Genomic DNA, 15,778 nt, shown 5'->3' on the forward strand with positions numbered 1-15,778 from the left:
GCTCCTTATTTTGCGAGATTGCTATTGAAGAAGTCCTCGAACTGCTGACCAGTCGAAGCTTTCTTGTCCGAACCCTTCGCGCCCTGCGAAAGATCCGGCTTCGGGGTTGATGCCACACCCGCCTTGGCGATACGTTCCGCAGTGCGTTCACGAGTCGCCTCATCAGGGATAGCTAGAAGAATTTCCATGTCAGCTTCATCAGTGATGCCGAGCTTCGCGGCCAGCTTGTAAGTAGACAGCTCACTCGCCGCCTTGACACTGGCCTCCAAAGCGTCCTTAGCCTCAGCCTGAGCGCGTTCAACCTCAGACAAGTTAGCCTTCGCAGCTTCCTTCTCCTTGGCTTCAAACTCAGCTAGACGAGCCTCAGCAGCTTTGCGTGCTTCACGCTCAGCCTTCAACGCTTTCTCACCGTTCTCACCGAGTGGCTTGTCATCTTGCGACTGCACCTGTTCAGTGGCCGCAGTATCAGCATCAGTGTTTTCACTGGCTTCAGTAGTCACAGCATCAGACATGGATTACTCCTTATTGGTAGCCGCATCGCACGGCAGATAACCCCGGCGCATCGCACGCAAGGGAAGAACAAAAAAACTTGATTAGAAAACCTGGCCACCAGTAGACAGCCAACGCCGGAAGTCTTTCTCAACTTTCGCGGCAATCTCCGGGGTTAGTTTCTCTTTTGAGCTGTACGGGTTACGTCCCTCGCGTACAGCGTCCCAACGCAACTGAGCATCGAACAAGCGACGTTCAGCCTGGGTCATGTTGTAACGGTCATTCGGTCTACGCTGACCCGTCCTGCGAGCTTCCAGTACAGCCTCACGAGCACCAACACGAGTACCACCACGACCCAAAGCGCCAAAACCATCACGCTGACCACGAATCGAACCCAAAGGATCCTGACCACCCGGCAGGATATACCCGTTACGCTCAAGAGCTTTCAGAGTGTCAGCGCGAGAAAGGTTCTGCGAATAGATACCTTCGGGGGTCAATCGTGGACCGTTACCCCGTCCAAAGTTGCCACGCCGGCTAGTTCCCTCAGTGGTAACCAAACCACCCGGCTTCATGCCACGGCGACTATTGACCACCTGGAATAGGTCGCCACCATCGCGGATAGCCTGTGCGCCAGCCTTCGTGTAGAGCTTGTCCTGCTCAGCCTCAGAAAGGCCTTGGAAGTACTCATAAGGGTCATGAATCAGCCCCTCAGACTGACCACCGTTCACAGCCTTATCAGTCGAAGCCACATGCACACAGTCACAACCAGGATGCCGGCGAAAACCAGCATTCCAACGGTAGAACTTGCCCGCCAATACCGAACATCGAGAGCACGACGGCGGATTCAACATGCGGACATAACCAACACCACGACGAGAAGCAATATCCACGCCAGCAGCACCACGCCCAGCATCAGCAACAGTAGTCTTCGCCAACATCTGCACATGCTTCGCGCCAGCACCCATAGCCGTCGCAACGTCCATGCCGCCGCCGATAAGCGTCTTTACATAAGGAGCCGTCGAATACAACAGCCCCTCAAGCGAACGCCCATCAGCAGCAATGCCAGCGAAGCCGGCAGGATCCACAAACGCTTCAGGCGGCTCATACAAGCCCTGCTGAGCCAAACTGTCAGCCGAATAGCTAGCACCCGCCGTAGCGTTCGCCAGCTGTCCAGCAGACACCGCAGCAATCAATCCCGAAGCCCTGAGAATCGCTCCCCAAGACTCCGAGATAGACCCCGATTGAACCTGACCCCAAGCCCTACGAGCCGCGAGCGCCGCCTGAGACTGCAACCGCTGACTAGCCTTGTACTGAGAAACAACCGCAGCAGGAACCGACATTACAGCTCCTCGCTAACGTCCTTCTCCATCATGCCCAGGCTCATGCGCGACTCACGCTCACGACGATCCCACTCACGCTTCTTCTGAGCCTCAGACCAACCCAAAGAATCCCAAGCAGACTCCAAAGACAACAGACCATTACCACCGGCATACATCTTCGTCACCGCATCAGCTGTCTGCGCCTGAGTCGGCGTAGCAGGGTTGTACCACTCCGTAGCAATCCGGTTCCCATTGACCCATTCGCCAGTACGGAAACGCTCATACAATCCCATAACCCAGCCCCAAGAATCGCCATCCTCAGCGTTCTTAGCCTCAACATTCTGGATCAGACGCGACTCATCAGCGATCAACGCACCCTCAGCCGGAGGATTCGCCGAATTCTGCCCAAAATAACGCACCGGCAAACCAGTAATGCCCGAAATCAACTGCATATAATGGTTCGTCGTCTCATGGAAATTCTTCAGATCCGACGCCGCGAACTGGCCAACCTTCGCATCCTTGTTAGCATTCGCCCAAATCGCATTGAAATAGGCCTCCCACGCCGGGATAGGCTTCCCATCCTTGTCCACAAAATCGCCCTTGGACATGCCAAGAACATACTTCTGAGGCACAGAATGAGTCTCGCCGGCCAACTGCAAGTTCGTCAGTGTACGAGCGACCGCATCAACCAGCGGGATAACGTCCGCCATCTCCGAAACACCGTTCCAACGGCCAAGGCGACGACGATTCAAGAACATCACCAACGGCACACGGCCAAGCTTATGATCATCCCGATCAACAACATTCCAACCACCAGAACCACGCTCTAACCAAAGCGTCTGATTCGGCAGATACAACGTCGCAAACTCAGCACGCCCAGGCTCCACAGAATCACCGTAGAACCGCGCAGCAGCATTCATCCGACGATGACGCACATCAACATCAACAGCGATCTCACGCGGCGACTCAACACGAATCAGAGGATGATCCTTGTCCTCCTCATTCGTGCCCACAGACACGAACCCACGCCCAAGAATCAGCTTCTCCTTGCTAAGCAACTGCGACTCAGAATCAAGATTGTTCGCATCCCAACCATCACGCAACTCAGCCGAAGCCTCATCCGAATCAGGCAAATAGAACGTCTTCAACTTCTGACGATTCGCCACCGAATCCACCGTGATACGACACGCATTCGCCGAAGTCTCAAAACGACGAAGCTCAGGCGGCACAGCCAACCCAATATGCTCCAAACGCTGAGCACCCTCGTAATACCTGTCATTCAGCAAATCCTTGCCAGACAAAGCAGAAAGCTTATCCTCAAGCCCCTGGACAAGAGAGGTCATCTCATTGGTCAACGCCAAAACGGCCCCCTATCCAAAACACCACATACGGTTATCGGTTTCTTCGCCCCAACCAGCGGTGTGAGCGTCCGCCGCAGCGGTATGAGCAAGAATGGAAGACATCGCCACATCAATCTTTTGATGCTGCGTAGGCTTCCCAAGAATGTACTTCTGACCCGGCTTAGCGATCTTCCTGGCATTCGCAAACGCCATCGCCGCATACGGGCAACCATCATGAGTCATGCGCTTCTCACGCAAATCAGTTTGGAACCGCACAATCTCCTCGAACATGCGAGAAATACGTGAACAGTTCCATTCAAAAACCACGTCATCGCCATACGTGACCGACCAGTTGCCGATCTCCGTATACCAACCGTGAGGGTCGCAATACATGCGCTTCACCTTGAACCGGGTCATCAGCTCATCAACACAAGCATCAACCTCACCACGCGGGATCTCTCCACCCCACTCGGCAGGATTCCACACGGCAGGACGCTTATCCGGCCCATAACGCGGCGTGAACTGATGCCCGTCAATAGTTTCGGCTCTTATTGCCGACCAATCATCATTTTCTGAACCGTCGATCTAAATCCGATGCATATTTGGGTTCCATCGGCTGGGTTTTCCAGCCATGTGACCTGATTGAGTTGCATCGGATTCCTCCTAACTAGCCCATGCGGGCTTTCGATCAAGAATTCGATCACGCTTCGAAATGTTGCAGCGCAGGTGACTCAGAGCAATATTGCCCATCGTGTGCGAACCGCCAAGAGAAATTGGCACGATGTGATCCCAAGACCTGTATCCCGGGTTTGGGTATTCGAGCGATTGATCAACCGGCTCACCGCAAATCCAACAGCATCCGTTGTCGCGTTCCCAAACCGATCCATAGTCGATCTTTTCGTGAGCACTGCCCCGCAGCGCTGCGCGTCGCCTATGGTCGGAATCCTTTGCGCGATCTCGGTTGTCAATCTTCCAGCGCTTGGCCTGGGCCTTAGTCTTGTCAGGATTAGCCTCGAACCAAGCTCGCCTTTGGCAAGTCTCGGAGCAGTATTGAGCGTCGTTCCTTTGGGTGTGAGATATGGATCCACCGCACCCAGAGCAAGGCCTAGTCAGGTCTTTCACGCGGGATTCTTCGCGGCGTTTAGCCACTCCATCTCGCTGGCACTTGGTTGAACAGTATGAAACCTTGCCATTCTTACCGCCAGTCAAGAACTCGCGTCCACAATGGCCACATGTTCGAGGCGGTGCCGTGAATGATTCGATGATCCCTGCGCGAGAAGCCCGCTTGACGCATCGGGCGCATAACCCACGGGAAACTAATTTAGTGTTTTCGCAGTCGGGCCATTGGCATGAAATAATAGGCATATCAGCACTTCCTTAGAGTGTTGGTCGCGCCCCCGGATTGTTCCACCAATCGCGGGGGTTTCATATACCAATTTTACCGGAAAACGCACTAATCAGCTAGCTTTTTCAAGTGCGTCGCCAAGGTAAGCTGCATCCCACAGACCATCCTTCAACCAAGCACCAGAACCAGACACCAAACGATTCCCGAAGAATCGTTCAGCCTGCGCCGGATCCGTCTCCAAAAGCTCCACGGCTTCCGCTTCAATGTCATCCAGGTTCACCCAAGGCGACCCGTCATAAACATGAGCATGAATCCGCTTACGCTCACGCTTATTCCGATACGACAAATCCGCCGGCGGCTGACGATAAAACTTGAAAATATCCGGCGCCTGAGACTCAAAAGTCTGCTGCGCCAACGAAGCCTCAGCAGGATCCCAAGCATTCGTAGTCTCAATCGAACGACCACCCATACCAGCAAGACCACGACGCTGAGTCTGAGCAACCCTGATCAGCTTGTTCGTCTTCGTATAAGTACCCGTCTCATCCTGCAAAGCAAAACTAATCGGGTTACCCAGGCGAGAAGCAGCCGACGACGAAACAGCTTCGATCTTGTCGAAATCCTCGCCACCCTCGCCGCCAAGGATACGAATGAAACCCTCACGGACTTTCATCAACGAACCAAGCGGACCCAAAAGGATCATCGCCTTCAACGGGCCATAAACGTTATCCACCTGATCCTCAGACGTAGCAAGCATCTGAATCAAAGGCGACGGCTGCCGAATACCCATAGGCTCACCAGGCTCATACTCCCAATACCAGCCACAAGGACAACCAAAGTCCTCGCAACGGTACACGTCGCCCTTCTCAGCCCAGCCACCAAAGAACGTAGGCCCAACAGCCTCAGCCGCAACAATCGAAGCCGACCAAGGACCCTTACCCGTCTTCTGAGGGGCAACAATCTGAGAACGCCGATAATGGAAAGCCTGAGCACGCAACGGCTTCACAGGATCCCACTGCGCAGTGTCCTTCACACGGTAATGATTCGCCGTGCACCAGAACTGCCAATCAGACTCCACAAACGAAGCGCCACGATCAAAACCATTCGGAACCTTGCAATGCTGAGCAATCCAAGCATCAACAACGTCCCCCAAGGTCGGGAAATCAACCTTGAAATCAGACACGAGATCACCCCCTCAAACGACGCTGGGGGCGCTCCTGCTCCGTTTCGTCAATAACCGACAAGCTAGGCTTCTCAGAACGCTTCATATCAACCTCGCTACGAGCAATAGCCCAACCGTTCTCCTTCAAACCAGCAGGAGTAAGACCAAGCTGATCACCAAAACGATGCAACGAAGCCTTATCAGCCGCCTTAGCCTCCGGACCAGCACAAACAAGGAACGTACGGACATAAAGAGCAACGATATTCCAACGCCACCGATCCAACTCCCAAGCGCAAGCTTGAGGGTAAGTCCAAACCTCATCCCAAAGAGACAGCTCAGCTTGGCGACGTTCCTCGGTAGCCATCTCATCCAGCTCACGAGACGGCTTACCATTCACAACCACGTCAATATAAACAGCCGGCGACCCAAGAGGCCACGCCAACGGAGGCTCACCTTTACGGCCCTCATTAGGCAAAGCATCCAACTTGATGCCACGAGAATCAGACCGACCAGACGAAGGATCCGGCTGTGGTCCAGAGCGGTTTCTAGCACCACCACGAGACAAAACAACCACCTCCAAAATGGCCTAGTCAGGAATGTTTGAACCCTCCGCGCATCAGAGCCACCTCACCGGCGGTCTGGTCTGACCACGTCTTAGGTGCCCCCGGGTGGGGGTTGTCCACAGGTTTTTCCACAGGTTCAAGCCTGTTGTGAACGTCCTCTGCGTCCGCCTTCTGAACGGTTGCAGTGGACGTGTTCTGCGCCTTTGTAGGCGGTTCGGTCGTCGGTGTGGCCGAGGTCGAACGGTGCTTGAGGGTGGATTGGTAGTCCGCATGATGCGCAGCTGACTCCGCCTCGGTCGATGCGTTGTCGCCATTGCTTGCGTAGGCTTTGGTGTTTGGAGTCGTATCCGCGTTGCGTGCTGTTGCCTCGTGCGCGTTCGTATTCGCGTTCGTGCTCAGGGCAGTAGCGTTTGGTTGCGGGTTGTGGGCATCCTGGCTTTGGGCAGATGCGCTTGGCTCTTGCCATCTTCATCACCACCTCTTGTTGCTACCCGCGTTGGTTGTCCGGTTCCAACGCGGGCGGCGTTGTGAGTGTCGTTAGTCAGCACTCACGCTGGCCCCATCTTTGGGCTATCAAATAGTGTCGGGCAGGTCATCCTCGGGTTGTTGGAAGATTAAGCATGTGCTTACTCGCAACCGTCGTGGGCGCCTTCACTCATTGGAGTGTTGACCCGTCGTGCGCTGCCGGGTAATGCTCCCGGTCACTTGCCTGGCAGGTGAAGCTTTGTCAGCGCTCCCGGTGTCGTGTGCACCGGGCTATTCAGTTATAAGCCCACGCTTCCAAGGAAGGTCTGAGCTTGGCGTGTGTCGGGTTGTTTATGGGCGGTTCTCCCGACGGCCGCCACGATGCCACTTTTGGGCATAAAAATAACCTCACCGGCATCGGTAAGGTTTCTGACTTTGGATATGGTTATCCGCAGCTGGTATCAGTTTAAACGTTCTTTGCGGTTAGTGCAACTAGTATCCATTTGATTTCGTTTGTGCCTGTCCAGTGTGTTTCGCAGGCTTTACAAATCACTGTCCAATCTTGGTGTGGTCGCAGGTTTTCGTGGTCTGCCCAGCAGTCTACGTAGAGCGCGGTTAGCCTGTCGTCACCATAGGTTGCTTGTCCGCAGGATGGGCAATCAATGCCATCTAGCCGGCGCATCTTCTTTGGTCGCAGGTAGGTTTCAATCCTGCTTTTAATGCCGTCGAACATTCCGGTGAACCATTGATCCCAGTTATCTGGGTGCTCGCCCTTGCCGATGAGTTCGATGCATGCTTCAAGTGTTGGTGCGCTCTCTCCGTAGCGGTCGCTGAATACTGAGCGTACTTCACTGTCGATCTGGTTCAGTAGATCCAGCGCGGATGCGTCTACGAGGATGCGTGCTTTGCTTGTTGTTCCTCCTGTTCCGGTGTCGCTTGATCCTGCCACGGCAGCACGCAGTTCGGATAGTAGTGACGGCACTTTACCTATGCGCCCACCGATTGATTTGAGGTGTGGTTCGGTGAGTTCTTGCGCGAGTGATCGCAGGGTCATTAGTCGTCCCATCCCGGGTAGGTGGACGCCATGATTCCGAAGAACGCGACGAAGAGCGCAGCGAAGGCTGTTAGTGACCATCGCTCGTCGCTTGTCCAGATGGCTGCGGTGAATCCGGCGATCATGGCTAGGACTGCGAGTAGCACTATGATGCCTGTGGCGATGCGTGCTGCTTTTTTCACTGCCCCTCCTGGGTGGTGGTTTGGGTGTTGTGTGGTACTAGTGCTGTTCCGTTGATGTTCATTTCTTGGCCTCTCGACTGCTGACAATATGGAGCACCTGCGGATCAGACTTGCAGGTGACGATGGTGAATGTTCCGCCTCTTGCTTTTTTGGCGTGCCAGCAGAGTTGTTTGACGGCTTGTTCTCTGGTGCGGTATTGCGCTTTCTTGCCGCCCATATGGTTTGTGCAGAAACACGAACTAGTCATCGTCCACTTCCACGTATTCACCGTTTGCGACAGCGCTTAGCATGCCGTCGAAGATGATGCCGGTGGTTGAGTCGGTGGATGAGACTAGTACTGCGTCTTCCATGCGCCCGTCTTTGCCGGTTCTGAGTGAGCGTGCGATAACGACAACATCGACAATGATCGCGTCGTCGTCTGGTGTTTCGAGGTCGATGTGATTTCCGTAGATGTTCATCGGTTTTCCTTTGTCATCTCGTTTACAAGGTTTGCTTCATGTGCGTGTGGGAGTGTGGCGAAGCGTTTGAGGGTTGCGACTTGGGCTTGTGCGCGTAGTTCGTCGTTGCGGGTGAATTGGGTCTCGCCTCCGAACCATTCGACTCGGTAGCCTTCGGTTCCTGCGTTGAATTCACCTGATGCGAACCAGAATTCGGATGCTAGTTCGGCGTCGCTGAATCGCTGGCTCATAGTCCACGCTCTTTTCGCCATTGTTCGTTGCGTTCTACGAGTTCTCTCATTTCGCGAGTAACTTTCTCTTGGCGCTCCCGCTTCCGTGCTTGTTCTGTTCGGTGTCCGAGGTAGTAGATGGTTGCGCCGACGATGATGTATAACCACCAGAGTCCCAAGTTTGGCGTGTGTCCGATGAGAGTCCAGAACGCGTACATTGCTCCGACCGTGATGGTGAATGATCCTGCGTCTTTCATCGTTTGGCCTTTCCGTTGTGGATGAGTGGTTTCATGCGTGGGTTGCGGATTACTGCGTGGTCTTGGTACGCATTCATCGGCTGGTATCGGGTGCGCCTATTGGAGAAGCTTGCCTGAATGAATCGGCGCATATGGTTGTCGCTGTGGAGGTGGCGTACGAATCGGCCTCGGTGTTGTTTCCAGATCGTTTTCCTAGGCATTGTTTTTCCTGTCTGGGTGGCGGTGTTCTAGCCCGGTCTTGACTCGCACGCATTCGGCGCGACTCGTAGCCTGCATGATCAACTGCGTGCCGAGCATGAGCGTGTAGGTGCCGAGTGGTGACTCTTGAATCGTGTAGGTGGTCATGCCCAGTCCTTGATTGAGGCGAAGTTTGCGCAGGCTTGGCGCATGTTGTAGATCATGTTGTTGATCTGCTCTTGGAAGCTGGCGAAGTGCGGTGAGATTTCGAGGTAGGCAGTGTCCGCCCGGTGTAGTCCGTTCACGTATGATTCGTCGGATAGTTCGCTGATGAGTCGGTCTGCGCGTTCGAGGGGTGTTTCTGGTTTGGCGTGCTTGCTCAATTGCTGATCCTTAGTTGCAAGTAGGTTCCTGGGATGTCGGAGTTTGCGAGCTGTACCGCGTCTGCTAGTCCGTAGGCAACAAGTACGGACGGCGCACCGCTATTAGCTTTAGCGCGAGTTCCGTCTGGGTAATGGAAGTGGAGTCGCCCGTGCAGGAATTTGACTGCCGTTGCTTTGCTCCAGACTTGTTCTACGAATCCCGCAGTTTCGGTTCTGGCGAAGATTAGCGCTGTGCCTTGCCCGTGATCTGCAAGCTTGTCTAGCCAAGTCCATGCCTCCATCCCATACGGAGGATTGAGCCACACACGCCCATGCCAATCAGCGGCCAACCCATCCTCGGGAAGGATGATGTGTCGTTTGGCGGTTGGCCAGTTGGGTGCAGCGCATGGGTCAAGGTCGAACTCTCCGAGACTCTGGTGAACATGGGGAGGGGTTAACCATGTTGTTGTTTCAGCTCGCGCTGAGTGGTGCGATCCCATTGCTCTTGTGCTCATTTCCGTTCCTTTCGTTTGCGGGCTTGGAGCCGGCGGGTGTGATTGATTTGGTGGTGGAGTGCTTGCCGGAATATGTCGTGTGTGGGTTGGCCGGCGGTTTCGGTAACCCACCCGATTTTGATGCGTTCCATTTGGAGTGACCGTCGGATCGCGTGCCGGTACGTGCGAGAAGTGAAGATCATCGGTCATCATTCCCAAGCAACCGGATGTAGGCATCGAGCAGTTTGCGTGATTCCAGTGCGGTTTGAAGTTCCGTTAGATCCCTGTCTGGCCGATTCACTGATTCTCGGAATAGGAATCGCGCTTCCTGGATGCGAGCTGTTTGGATGAGCAGCTGGGCTTCTTCAGAGTTGGCAGGGATGATTTCGGTTCGTCCGCTCCATGCGTCACGGGCGGCGTGCTCTTGATGGTCTTTCTTTCGGAACTTTTCGCCGTTGACGATGAACAGCGTTTTGGTTTGGCGTTCGATTTCGTGCTGGCCCCGGATGGTCGTTTCGCCGTATTTGGTGAACGTGATGAGTACTTGGTCGCCAACTTTGAGGCCTGGGAGGTTGTTCATGGTCTTGCCTTTCGTTGCATAAAAAATGCGCCCGGTTAGGAGCGCTCAAGTTGCGGGTTTTGTTTATAGGTTGCTGAAGTCTAGGACTCCTTGAGACAGTCGTTTCGCGATGTATTCGCACCAGCGTTCGTCCTGCTCGATACCGATGGCGCGCCTTCCTAGCCCGCGTGCTGCATCGAGCGTTGACCCTGATCCGGCGAACGGGTCAAGGATGAGATCGCCGGGTCTGCTGCTTGTTTCGATCATGTGGCGCAGCATGGCTTGAGGCTTTTCGCATGGGTGTTTTCCGGGGCTGGGTGGCACTGTTCCGAAGGTCCATACGTCGGTTGAATTCGTGCGTGAATTAATTTTGAATGGCCTGCGTAGGTCTTCGTACTCACGCCGTAGGTCTTCGTACTCACGCCGTAGGTATTCGCCACCATGCCCGTTCAGCAGTGCCCGCATTCGCTCATAGGCATCCCTCGTGGGAAGTGATGATCCTTCAGCCCAGCGAGTCGGCAGTGCCGAGTCGTATCCGAGGGCAACGCCAAGCTTTCCGGCTTTCCACCCTGCTCTTTCCCATTCGGTTTGCATGTAGCGTCCGATGGGCGCGAACACTTCTCTATGTAGAGCTTTTGCCGCGTCTCCGTATGCGTCATCGAACTGTTCAGCGAACACGATGCCCTCCCACGGTGTTAGGTAGGACCGGAGGGTGGCAACTTCGGCCTTCTGGTGCCACCCTTGTTCCTTGACCCATCGGATGCTATTGAGGACACGGAAGCGTTCGCCTACCAGTCGTTCGACGCTGGATGTCATGGCGGGTGATGCGAACACCCATACTGAGGAGTTTGCGGTCAGTAGCGGCTTAGTTCGGTCGAGGAATTCCCCCATCCATTCCAGGAATTCATGTGCTTTATCCCATTGGTTGTCCCATTCTTCTTGCTTGACTTTGAAGTAAGGCGGGTCGGTTAGAAGGACGTTTGCTTGGAGGCCTAGTGTTGGCAGGATTTCTAATGAGTCTCCGTGGTAGAGGCTTACGTGGTCGTCTTGGTAGTACGGTTTCATTAGTTTTCTTTCTGAGACGAGAAAAGCGCCCGGTGTTTGGGGCGCTGCGCGTTAATTTGCGGGGCGTTCGTGAGCGTGAACGTCCACGGGTAGCTTTAGGGGCTGTGAGGCGCTCAGAATTAAACTGGCAGCCGTTCAATGGTGATTTCAGCGCCGGGAGTATTCAGCGCCCAATGCTTATGAGCGATCAGGCTGACGATCCGGGCATCGTCTTTGATGAGCTTCGACTGAGTGAGCGCGTCACCGACAGCCCTCACGAGCTTGTCCAGGTCGGGGGTGCCGGCTGGACGTGAACCAAACCGGGTTTTGGCTGGTGCGGGTAGGTAGAAGTTCACGATCAACCGCAGATGCCCATCCAGTGGCTCATCCAACACGAGGGTCTTGGCTATAGCGGTCACACGGTCACGCCACGGCTTCAACTTCCTCGACGACTCGACCATGCGTCCCTTGCCATAAGACACCTTCGACCCCTGCGGCGCCGGAACGCCTGACACAAAAAACGTGATCACTGGTAGAGCCTTTCTGCTACGTCACGGACAACGTTCGTCGTTACCGCGTTGCCGAGTTGCTTGTATCGCTGGGTGTCGCTGCCGATCGTCCAGCCGTCAGGGAATCCTTGGAGGCGCTCAAACTCGGTCGGGGTAAGCCGCCTAATGCGAGGCGGTACATGAATCTTGGGAACTTCTGAACCGCCAGTTGACGCTCCACCAGTGGAGATCGTCGGAGACAGCCCTTCCGGGTCGTAGAGCCGCTGAGACTGGCTTCGTGCGCCCGTGAGCTCCAGAATCGTCATTCCCGAGTGGTTTCCGCCTGAGTTACCGCCCGCTGTGAGTGTTCGAGCAACTGCGGTTTCTGTTGACTGGCCGACTGTAGAATGCGGGTCACTCGGTCCGACGGGAAAAAATACTTCTCGTTCGGGTGGTCCTCCAAAATGTCCGACAAGGTACACGCGTTCTCGGTTTTGGGGTACGCCGTAATTTTTGCTGTTGAGTAGCGCCCATTCCACGCAATACCCCAGCTCATCAAGCGTGGTGATGATGGTTCGGAAAGTTGCCCCTCCTGCATGGCTAAGGAGCCCTTTGACGTTTTCGAGGATGAAATGCTTCGGCTTGTGATGGTTGAGGATTCGGGCGATGTCGAAGAAGAGCGTTCCTCTGGTGTCTGCGAATCCTTTTCGTTTGCCGGCGATGCTGAATGCCTGGCAGGGAAATCCACCAACGAGAAGATCGAAGTCTGGGACGGTGGCGGGGTTGATGATGGTTGCGTCGCCGAACTGGTCATGGTCGTAGTGCCTTTCGTAGGTTTGGATTGCGTGCTTATCAATTTCTGAGTATCCGACGCATTCGAAGTTGGTGTTGGTTCGCTGGCCGGCAGATTCGAGGCCTAGTTCGAAACCGCCGATCCCGCTGAACATGGAAAAGTATTTGACGGTCACTGTCCGCCTCCTTGGGCATAAAGAGAGCCACCCTCGTTGAGAGTGGCTTGGTAGTTTCGGCAGGTGCTTTCGAGTTCTTGCAGGTACTCGGCCATCACTTCACTGATGTGCATCGGTTCGTCTAACTTTTCTCTCATTGGGTTACCTCCGGGTCGTGGGCGTTCGAGAAGTGGCCTTGGAAGACCAGCTCGATTGCTCCTGTCCTGCCTCGCCGGTTCTTTGCAATAGCGATCTTCATGTCCACGCTGGCTTCTCCATAGGGCTCGCGGTGCAACAGCATGACAACATCTGCGTCCTGTTCGATGGACCCGGACTCTCGCAGGTCTGACATTTGCGGTAGAGCGTCAGTTCGGTTCGTACTGTTTCGGTTGAGCTGAGACAGGACAATCACGGGCACGTTGTATTCCATCGCTAGGATCTTGAGTTCGCGTGACATGTCGGATACGAACTCGTGGCGTGGTCGCCGGTCGCCGTTTGGTTGCGACATGAGCTGCAGGTAGTCCACAACGATTCCGGCGAGTGGTTTGCGCCGGTGCGTGGATCTGATGAACCGTTTGATTTCGGTGATGCTGGATGATGGGCGGTCGAGCACTGCGAGTGGTCGAGTGGTTTGCGCGTTGGTCCAGGTGGCGATCTTCTGCCAATCCGCATCATCCAGGTTTCTTTCCATGAACTTGTTCATTGGGATCTTCAGCTCGTTCGCCATGATGCGCAGGTTCAGGTCGTTGCGGCTCATCTCTAGGCTGATGAACGCTACCGAACCATGACTGAGCATGGCTTGTGCGAGCTGGACAGCGACAACGGATTTGCCGACTGCCGGTCTAGCGCCTACGACGTACACGGCGCCGGGTTGCAGACCGGTGATGAGGTTGTTCATCTGAGGCCACGGCGTGAGGATCGCCCGCACATCGGATTCGAGCAGGTCGATTGTTTCTTCCAGTGTCTCGGCAAGGAACGTGACTGGCGCGCTGGTTTCCTTAGCTGAAGCATCATCAAGGGTTTTGCGTGCTTCTTCGACAACCTCCGGTGACCCGCCGTTCGTTTGTGCGAGCTGGTGGATCTTCTGCCCAGCGGTCATGAGCCGTCGAGCAATAGCGGCTTGGGTGACGATGTTTGCGTAGTGCCCAACGTTCGCCACGGTCGGCGTGGTTTCCATTGCTTTCGGCAACAGTGCTGGGTCTACACGTTCACCGATGCTTTTGAGGTGCCCTGCGAGGGTGACCATGTCCACGGGTTGCCCAGCGGTTTTCATGGTCATTGCTGCGCGGTGGATTTTCTCGTATACGGGTTGCGTGTAGTCGGCTGGGTCGAACTCAAGGTCTTCGAGTACTCGGCCTTGAGACAGCAGCAGTGATCCGATGATGGATAGTTCGGCGTGGTCGAGGTCGGACATGTGGCCTCCTTTGGGTATAAGAAAACCGCTTGGGTGTTATCCCCAGGCGGTTGCTTGTTTGGGTTGTGCTTTGGTGATCCACATTGTGAAGGCTGAGTTCCAGTTGGCTGCTCGGCGGTCGTGGGTTTCGGCGTGAAGTTTGAAGTGTTCTGCGAGTTGGTTTACGTCGAGGTTTTTTGCTCTCGCTCGTTTCGCGTGTTCTTCAGTGGGTTTCCAGTTGTCTGGAATTTTGGTTGAGGGTTTCTTTCTTGGCTTCTTTTCTTCTTCGAAAAGGGTTTGGGTTTCGGGAGTCGGGAAAGAAGTATTTGTCTCTGTCTCTGTCTCTGTCTTAGCTAGGGTGTTGCTAGGCAGGTGCTTAGCATCTGCTGTAGCACCTGCTAGCACTTTGCTAGCTTTTGCTAGGCCGCCAAGCCGCCCAGCCTCCCTTTTCGCTTGAATATCCGCGGTTGTTGTCTGATGCTCGCCAAAGTCGCGAATCTGCCAACCACCGTCAACTTTCACCCATGAAGGCTTGGCAGGATCGTTGGAAGAAAGCTCATTGGCTACCTTTTCACCCCACTTGCGAAGGACTATACGTTCGTCCAAGAACCCATCAGTGAGTTGCCGGCGTGCGTAAAACGTCGATTCAAACAGTGCTCGAAACGCCTCATCTGACAGCATGATGACCTTCGCGTGTTCGTCCATGTTGATGTCGAACTTCGCGTATAGGCGACGATCCTTAGCCACTTGTGGTTACTTCCTTTCTCTGTTTATGAGTTGTTGGATGTGTCCGGTGATGGTTTGTTCTTGGCTGTCCAGGTGGTCTTGTAGGACTTCCTTGTAGCCGTCGTCTTCGGGCATGTAGTCGTCTTGCGTTTCGTCGTCCCAAAGGCTGCGGGTGTGGGTTTGTGCCCGCCAGTTGATGAGTCCGAGGATGTTCATGCACGACGTGTCTGATGGTCGCTGGTTAGCGAGCCGCCAGATCCTTCCTTGCAGGATGAGGAACTCTGGTCTGCAATCATCGTTACCGTGCTCCCGGTAGTAGTCCTGAAACAGGTTGTCGATGTAAGTAACCCGGTCTTTGAATGACAGGTCACGCGGCGTTACGGGTTGAATACTCATGACTGCTCCTTGTATGGGTTGGCGGGCTTGGTTGTGGCGTACCACGATTGCTCACCCTCATCCCACGCGCTCGCCTTGGCTTTCTTTACTTCGGCGCGGAGTAGCATTTCGGTGGCATTGTTGTTGCGGACGATGATGTTAGCGAGTCGCTGGCAACGCAGGACAAGCTCTTCATAGGTCGGATGGTCACTCATTTTTGGTCGTCCTTGTACTGGTTAGCGCGGGCACGGAGCCAGACGGCGGTTCGATTTGCTGCGACGAGAGCAAGTTGGAGACTCATGGTGCTGTCACCGCCAGCGGGTCTAATCGGCTGGCTTAGTGCTTCCATTGCGTCGCGTCGGTAGTTGATCAG

Annotated in this window: 24 protein-coding genes; 1 reads left to right on the forward strand and 23 read right to left on the reverse strand. The window is 54.8% G+C overall.

Annotation, left to right across the window (positions count from 1 at the left end):
* Positions 1–5 precede the first annotated feature (5 nt).
* The 15 genes from AB4Y71_RS17275 to AB4Y71_RS17345 form a co-directional block, all read right to left on the reverse strand.
* Positions 6–512, reverse strand: coding sequence for a hypothetical protein (locus AB4Y71_RS17275; protein ID WP_441722441.1), 507 nt, complete (start codon positions 510–512; stop codon positions 6–8).
* Positions 513–593: 81 nt separating this feature from the next.
* Positions 594–1,829, reverse strand: a complete 1,236-nt coding sequence (locus tag AB4Y71_RS17280; protein WP_441722443.1) for a hypothetical protein — start codon at positions 1,827–1,829, stop codon at positions 594–596.
* On the reverse strand, positions 1,829–3,169 hold the full coding sequence (locus AB4Y71_RS17285; RefSeq protein ID WP_441722446.1) for a phage portal protein: 1,341 nt from the start codon (positions 3,167–3,169) through the stop codon (positions 1,829–1,831). Before AB4Y71_RS17285 ends, AB4Y71_RS17280 begins: the two co-directional genes overlap by 1 nt.
* A 9-nt stretch (positions 3,170–3,178) precedes the next feature.
* Positions 3,179–3,634: a hypothetical protein gene (locus AB4Y71_RS17290; protein WP_441722449.1), complete on the reverse strand. Its 456-nt coding sequence runs from the start codon at positions 3,632–3,634 to the stop codon at positions 3,179–3,181.
* A gap of 177 nt (positions 3,635–3,811) precedes the next feature.
* Positions 3,812–4,513, reverse strand: a complete 702-nt coding sequence (locus AB4Y71_RS17295; RefSeq protein WP_441722452.1) for an HNH endonuclease — start codon at positions 4,511–4,513, stop codon at positions 3,812–3,814.
* 92 nt (positions 4,514–4,605) lie between these two features.
* On the reverse strand, positions 4,606–5,673 hold the full coding sequence (locus AB4Y71_RS17300; protein ID WP_441722455.1) for a terminase: 1,068 nt from the start codon (positions 5,671–5,673) through the stop codon (positions 4,606–4,608).
* A gap of 4 nt (positions 5,674–5,677) precedes the next feature.
* Complete coding sequence (locus tag AB4Y71_RS17305) at positions 5,678–6,016, reverse strand: hypothetical protein (RefSeq protein WP_441722458.1); 339 nt, start codon at positions 6,014–6,016, stop codon at positions 5,678–5,680.
* Between the two features lie 1,130 nt (positions 6,017–7,146).
* Complete coding sequence (locus AB4Y71_RS17310; RefSeq protein ID WP_441722461.1) at positions 7,147–7,734, reverse strand: DUF7341 domain-containing protein; 588 nt, start codon at positions 7,732–7,734, stop codon at positions 7,147–7,149.
* Complete coding sequence (locus tag AB4Y71_RS17315; RefSeq protein WP_441722464.1) at positions 7,734–7,916, reverse strand: hypothetical protein; 183 nt, start codon at positions 7,914–7,916, stop codon at positions 7,734–7,736. Before AB4Y71_RS17315 ends, AB4Y71_RS17310 begins: the two co-directional genes overlap by 1 nt.
* A 58-nt stretch (positions 7,917–7,974) precedes the next feature.
* A complete protein-coding gene (locus tag AB4Y71_RS17320) occupies positions 7,975–8,133 on the reverse strand; it encodes a hypothetical protein (RefSeq protein ID WP_441722466.1) in 159 nt (52 codons plus the stop codon).
* A gap of 22 nt (positions 8,134–8,155) precedes the next feature.
* Positions 8,156–8,374: a hypothetical protein gene (locus AB4Y71_RS17325; RefSeq protein WP_441722469.1), complete on the reverse strand. Its 219-nt coding sequence runs from the start codon at positions 8,372–8,374 to the stop codon at positions 8,156–8,158.
* On the reverse strand, positions 8,371–8,604 hold the full coding sequence (locus AB4Y71_RS17330; RefSeq protein ID WP_441722472.1) for a hypothetical protein: 234 nt from the start codon (positions 8,602–8,604) through the stop codon (positions 8,371–8,373). The genes AB4Y71_RS17325 and AB4Y71_RS17330 overlap by 4 nt, the downstream gene beginning before the upstream one ends.
* Before the next feature lie 428 nt (positions 8,605–9,032).
* Positions 9,033–9,185, reverse strand: a complete 153-nt coding sequence (locus AB4Y71_RS17335; protein WP_441722475.1) for a hypothetical protein — start codon at positions 9,183–9,185, stop codon at positions 9,033–9,035.
* Complete coding sequence (locus AB4Y71_RS17340; RefSeq protein WP_441722477.1) at positions 9,182–9,400, reverse strand: hypothetical protein; 219 nt, start codon at positions 9,398–9,400, stop codon at positions 9,182–9,184. The genes AB4Y71_RS17335 and AB4Y71_RS17340 overlap by 4 nt, the downstream gene beginning before the upstream one ends.
* Positions 9,397–9,894, reverse strand: a complete 498-nt coding sequence (locus tag AB4Y71_RS17345) for a DNA N-6-adenine-methyltransferase (RefSeq protein WP_441722480.1) — start codon at positions 9,892–9,894, stop codon at positions 9,397–9,399. Before AB4Y71_RS17345 ends, AB4Y71_RS17340 begins: the two co-directional genes overlap by 4 nt.
* Between AB4Y71_RS17345 and AB4Y71_RS17350 the strand changes: the two genes are divergently transcribed.
* Positions 9,840–10,034 (forward strand): hypothetical protein, encoded by a 195-nt coding sequence (locus AB4Y71_RS17350; protein WP_441722507.1) that lies wholly within the window; start codon positions 9,840–9,842, stop codon positions 10,032–10,034. The genes AB4Y71_RS17345 and AB4Y71_RS17350 overlap by 55 nt on opposite strands.
* A 38-nt stretch (positions 10,035–10,072) precedes the next feature.
* Here the strand turns inward: AB4Y71_RS17350 and AB4Y71_RS17355 are convergent, their stop codons facing one another.
* The 8 genes from AB4Y71_RS17355 to AB4Y71_RS17390 form a co-directional block, all read right to left on the reverse strand.
* Positions 10,073–10,453, reverse strand: a complete 381-nt coding sequence (locus tag AB4Y71_RS17355) for a hypothetical protein (protein ID WP_441722483.1) — start codon at positions 10,451–10,453, stop codon at positions 10,073–10,075.
* Positions 10,454–10,516: 63 nt separating this feature from the next.
* Positions 10,517–11,497, reverse strand: a complete 981-nt coding sequence (locus AB4Y71_RS17360; RefSeq protein WP_441722486.1) for a DNA-methyltransferase — start codon at positions 11,495–11,497, stop codon at positions 10,517–10,519.
* A gap of 119 nt (positions 11,498–11,616) precedes the next feature.
* On the reverse strand, positions 11,617–11,958 hold the full coding sequence (locus AB4Y71_RS17365; RefSeq protein WP_441722489.1) for a RusA family crossover junction endodeoxyribonuclease: 342 nt from the start codon (positions 11,956–11,958) through the stop codon (positions 11,617–11,619).
* A gap of 44 nt (positions 11,959–12,002) precedes the next feature.
* Positions 12,003–12,932 (reverse strand): DNA (cytosine-5-)-methyltransferase, encoded by a 930-nt coding sequence (gene dcm, locus AB4Y71_RS17370; RefSeq protein ID WP_441722492.1) that lies wholly within the window; start codon positions 12,930–12,932, stop codon positions 12,003–12,005.
* A gap of 133 nt (positions 12,933–13,065) precedes the next feature.
* A complete protein-coding gene (locus AB4Y71_RS17375) occupies positions 13,066–14,325 on the reverse strand; it encodes a replicative DNA helicase (RefSeq protein ID WP_441722495.1) in 1,260 nt (419 codons plus the stop codon).
* Between the two features lie 36 nt (positions 14,326–14,361).
* Positions 14,362–15,051 carry a hypothetical protein gene (locus AB4Y71_RS17380; RefSeq protein ID WP_441722498.1) on the reverse strand — a complete coding sequence of 230 codons (690 nt, stop codon included), beginning with the start codon at positions 15,049–15,051 and terminating at the stop codon, positions 14,362–14,364.
* Positions 15,052–15,057: 6 nt separating this feature from the next.
* Positions 15,058–15,426 (reverse strand): hypothetical protein, encoded by a 369-nt coding sequence (locus tag AB4Y71_RS17385; protein ID WP_441722501.1) that lies wholly within the window; start codon positions 15,424–15,426, stop codon positions 15,058–15,060.
* Positions 15,423–15,620 carry a hypothetical protein gene (locus tag AB4Y71_RS17390; protein ID WP_441722504.1) on the reverse strand — a complete coding sequence of 66 codons (198 nt, stop codon included), beginning with the start codon at positions 15,618–15,620 and terminating at the stop codon, positions 15,423–15,425. The genes AB4Y71_RS17385 and AB4Y71_RS17390 overlap by 4 nt, the downstream gene beginning before the upstream one ends.
* Positions 15,621–15,778 lie beyond the last annotated feature (158 nt).

Origin of the sequence: Glutamicibacter sp. MCAF14, assembly GCF_052114325.1 — a bacterium.
Taxonomy (GTDB): Bacteria; Actinomycetota; Actinomycetes; order Actinomycetales; family Micrococcaceae; genus Glutamicibacter; species Glutamicibacter arilaitensis.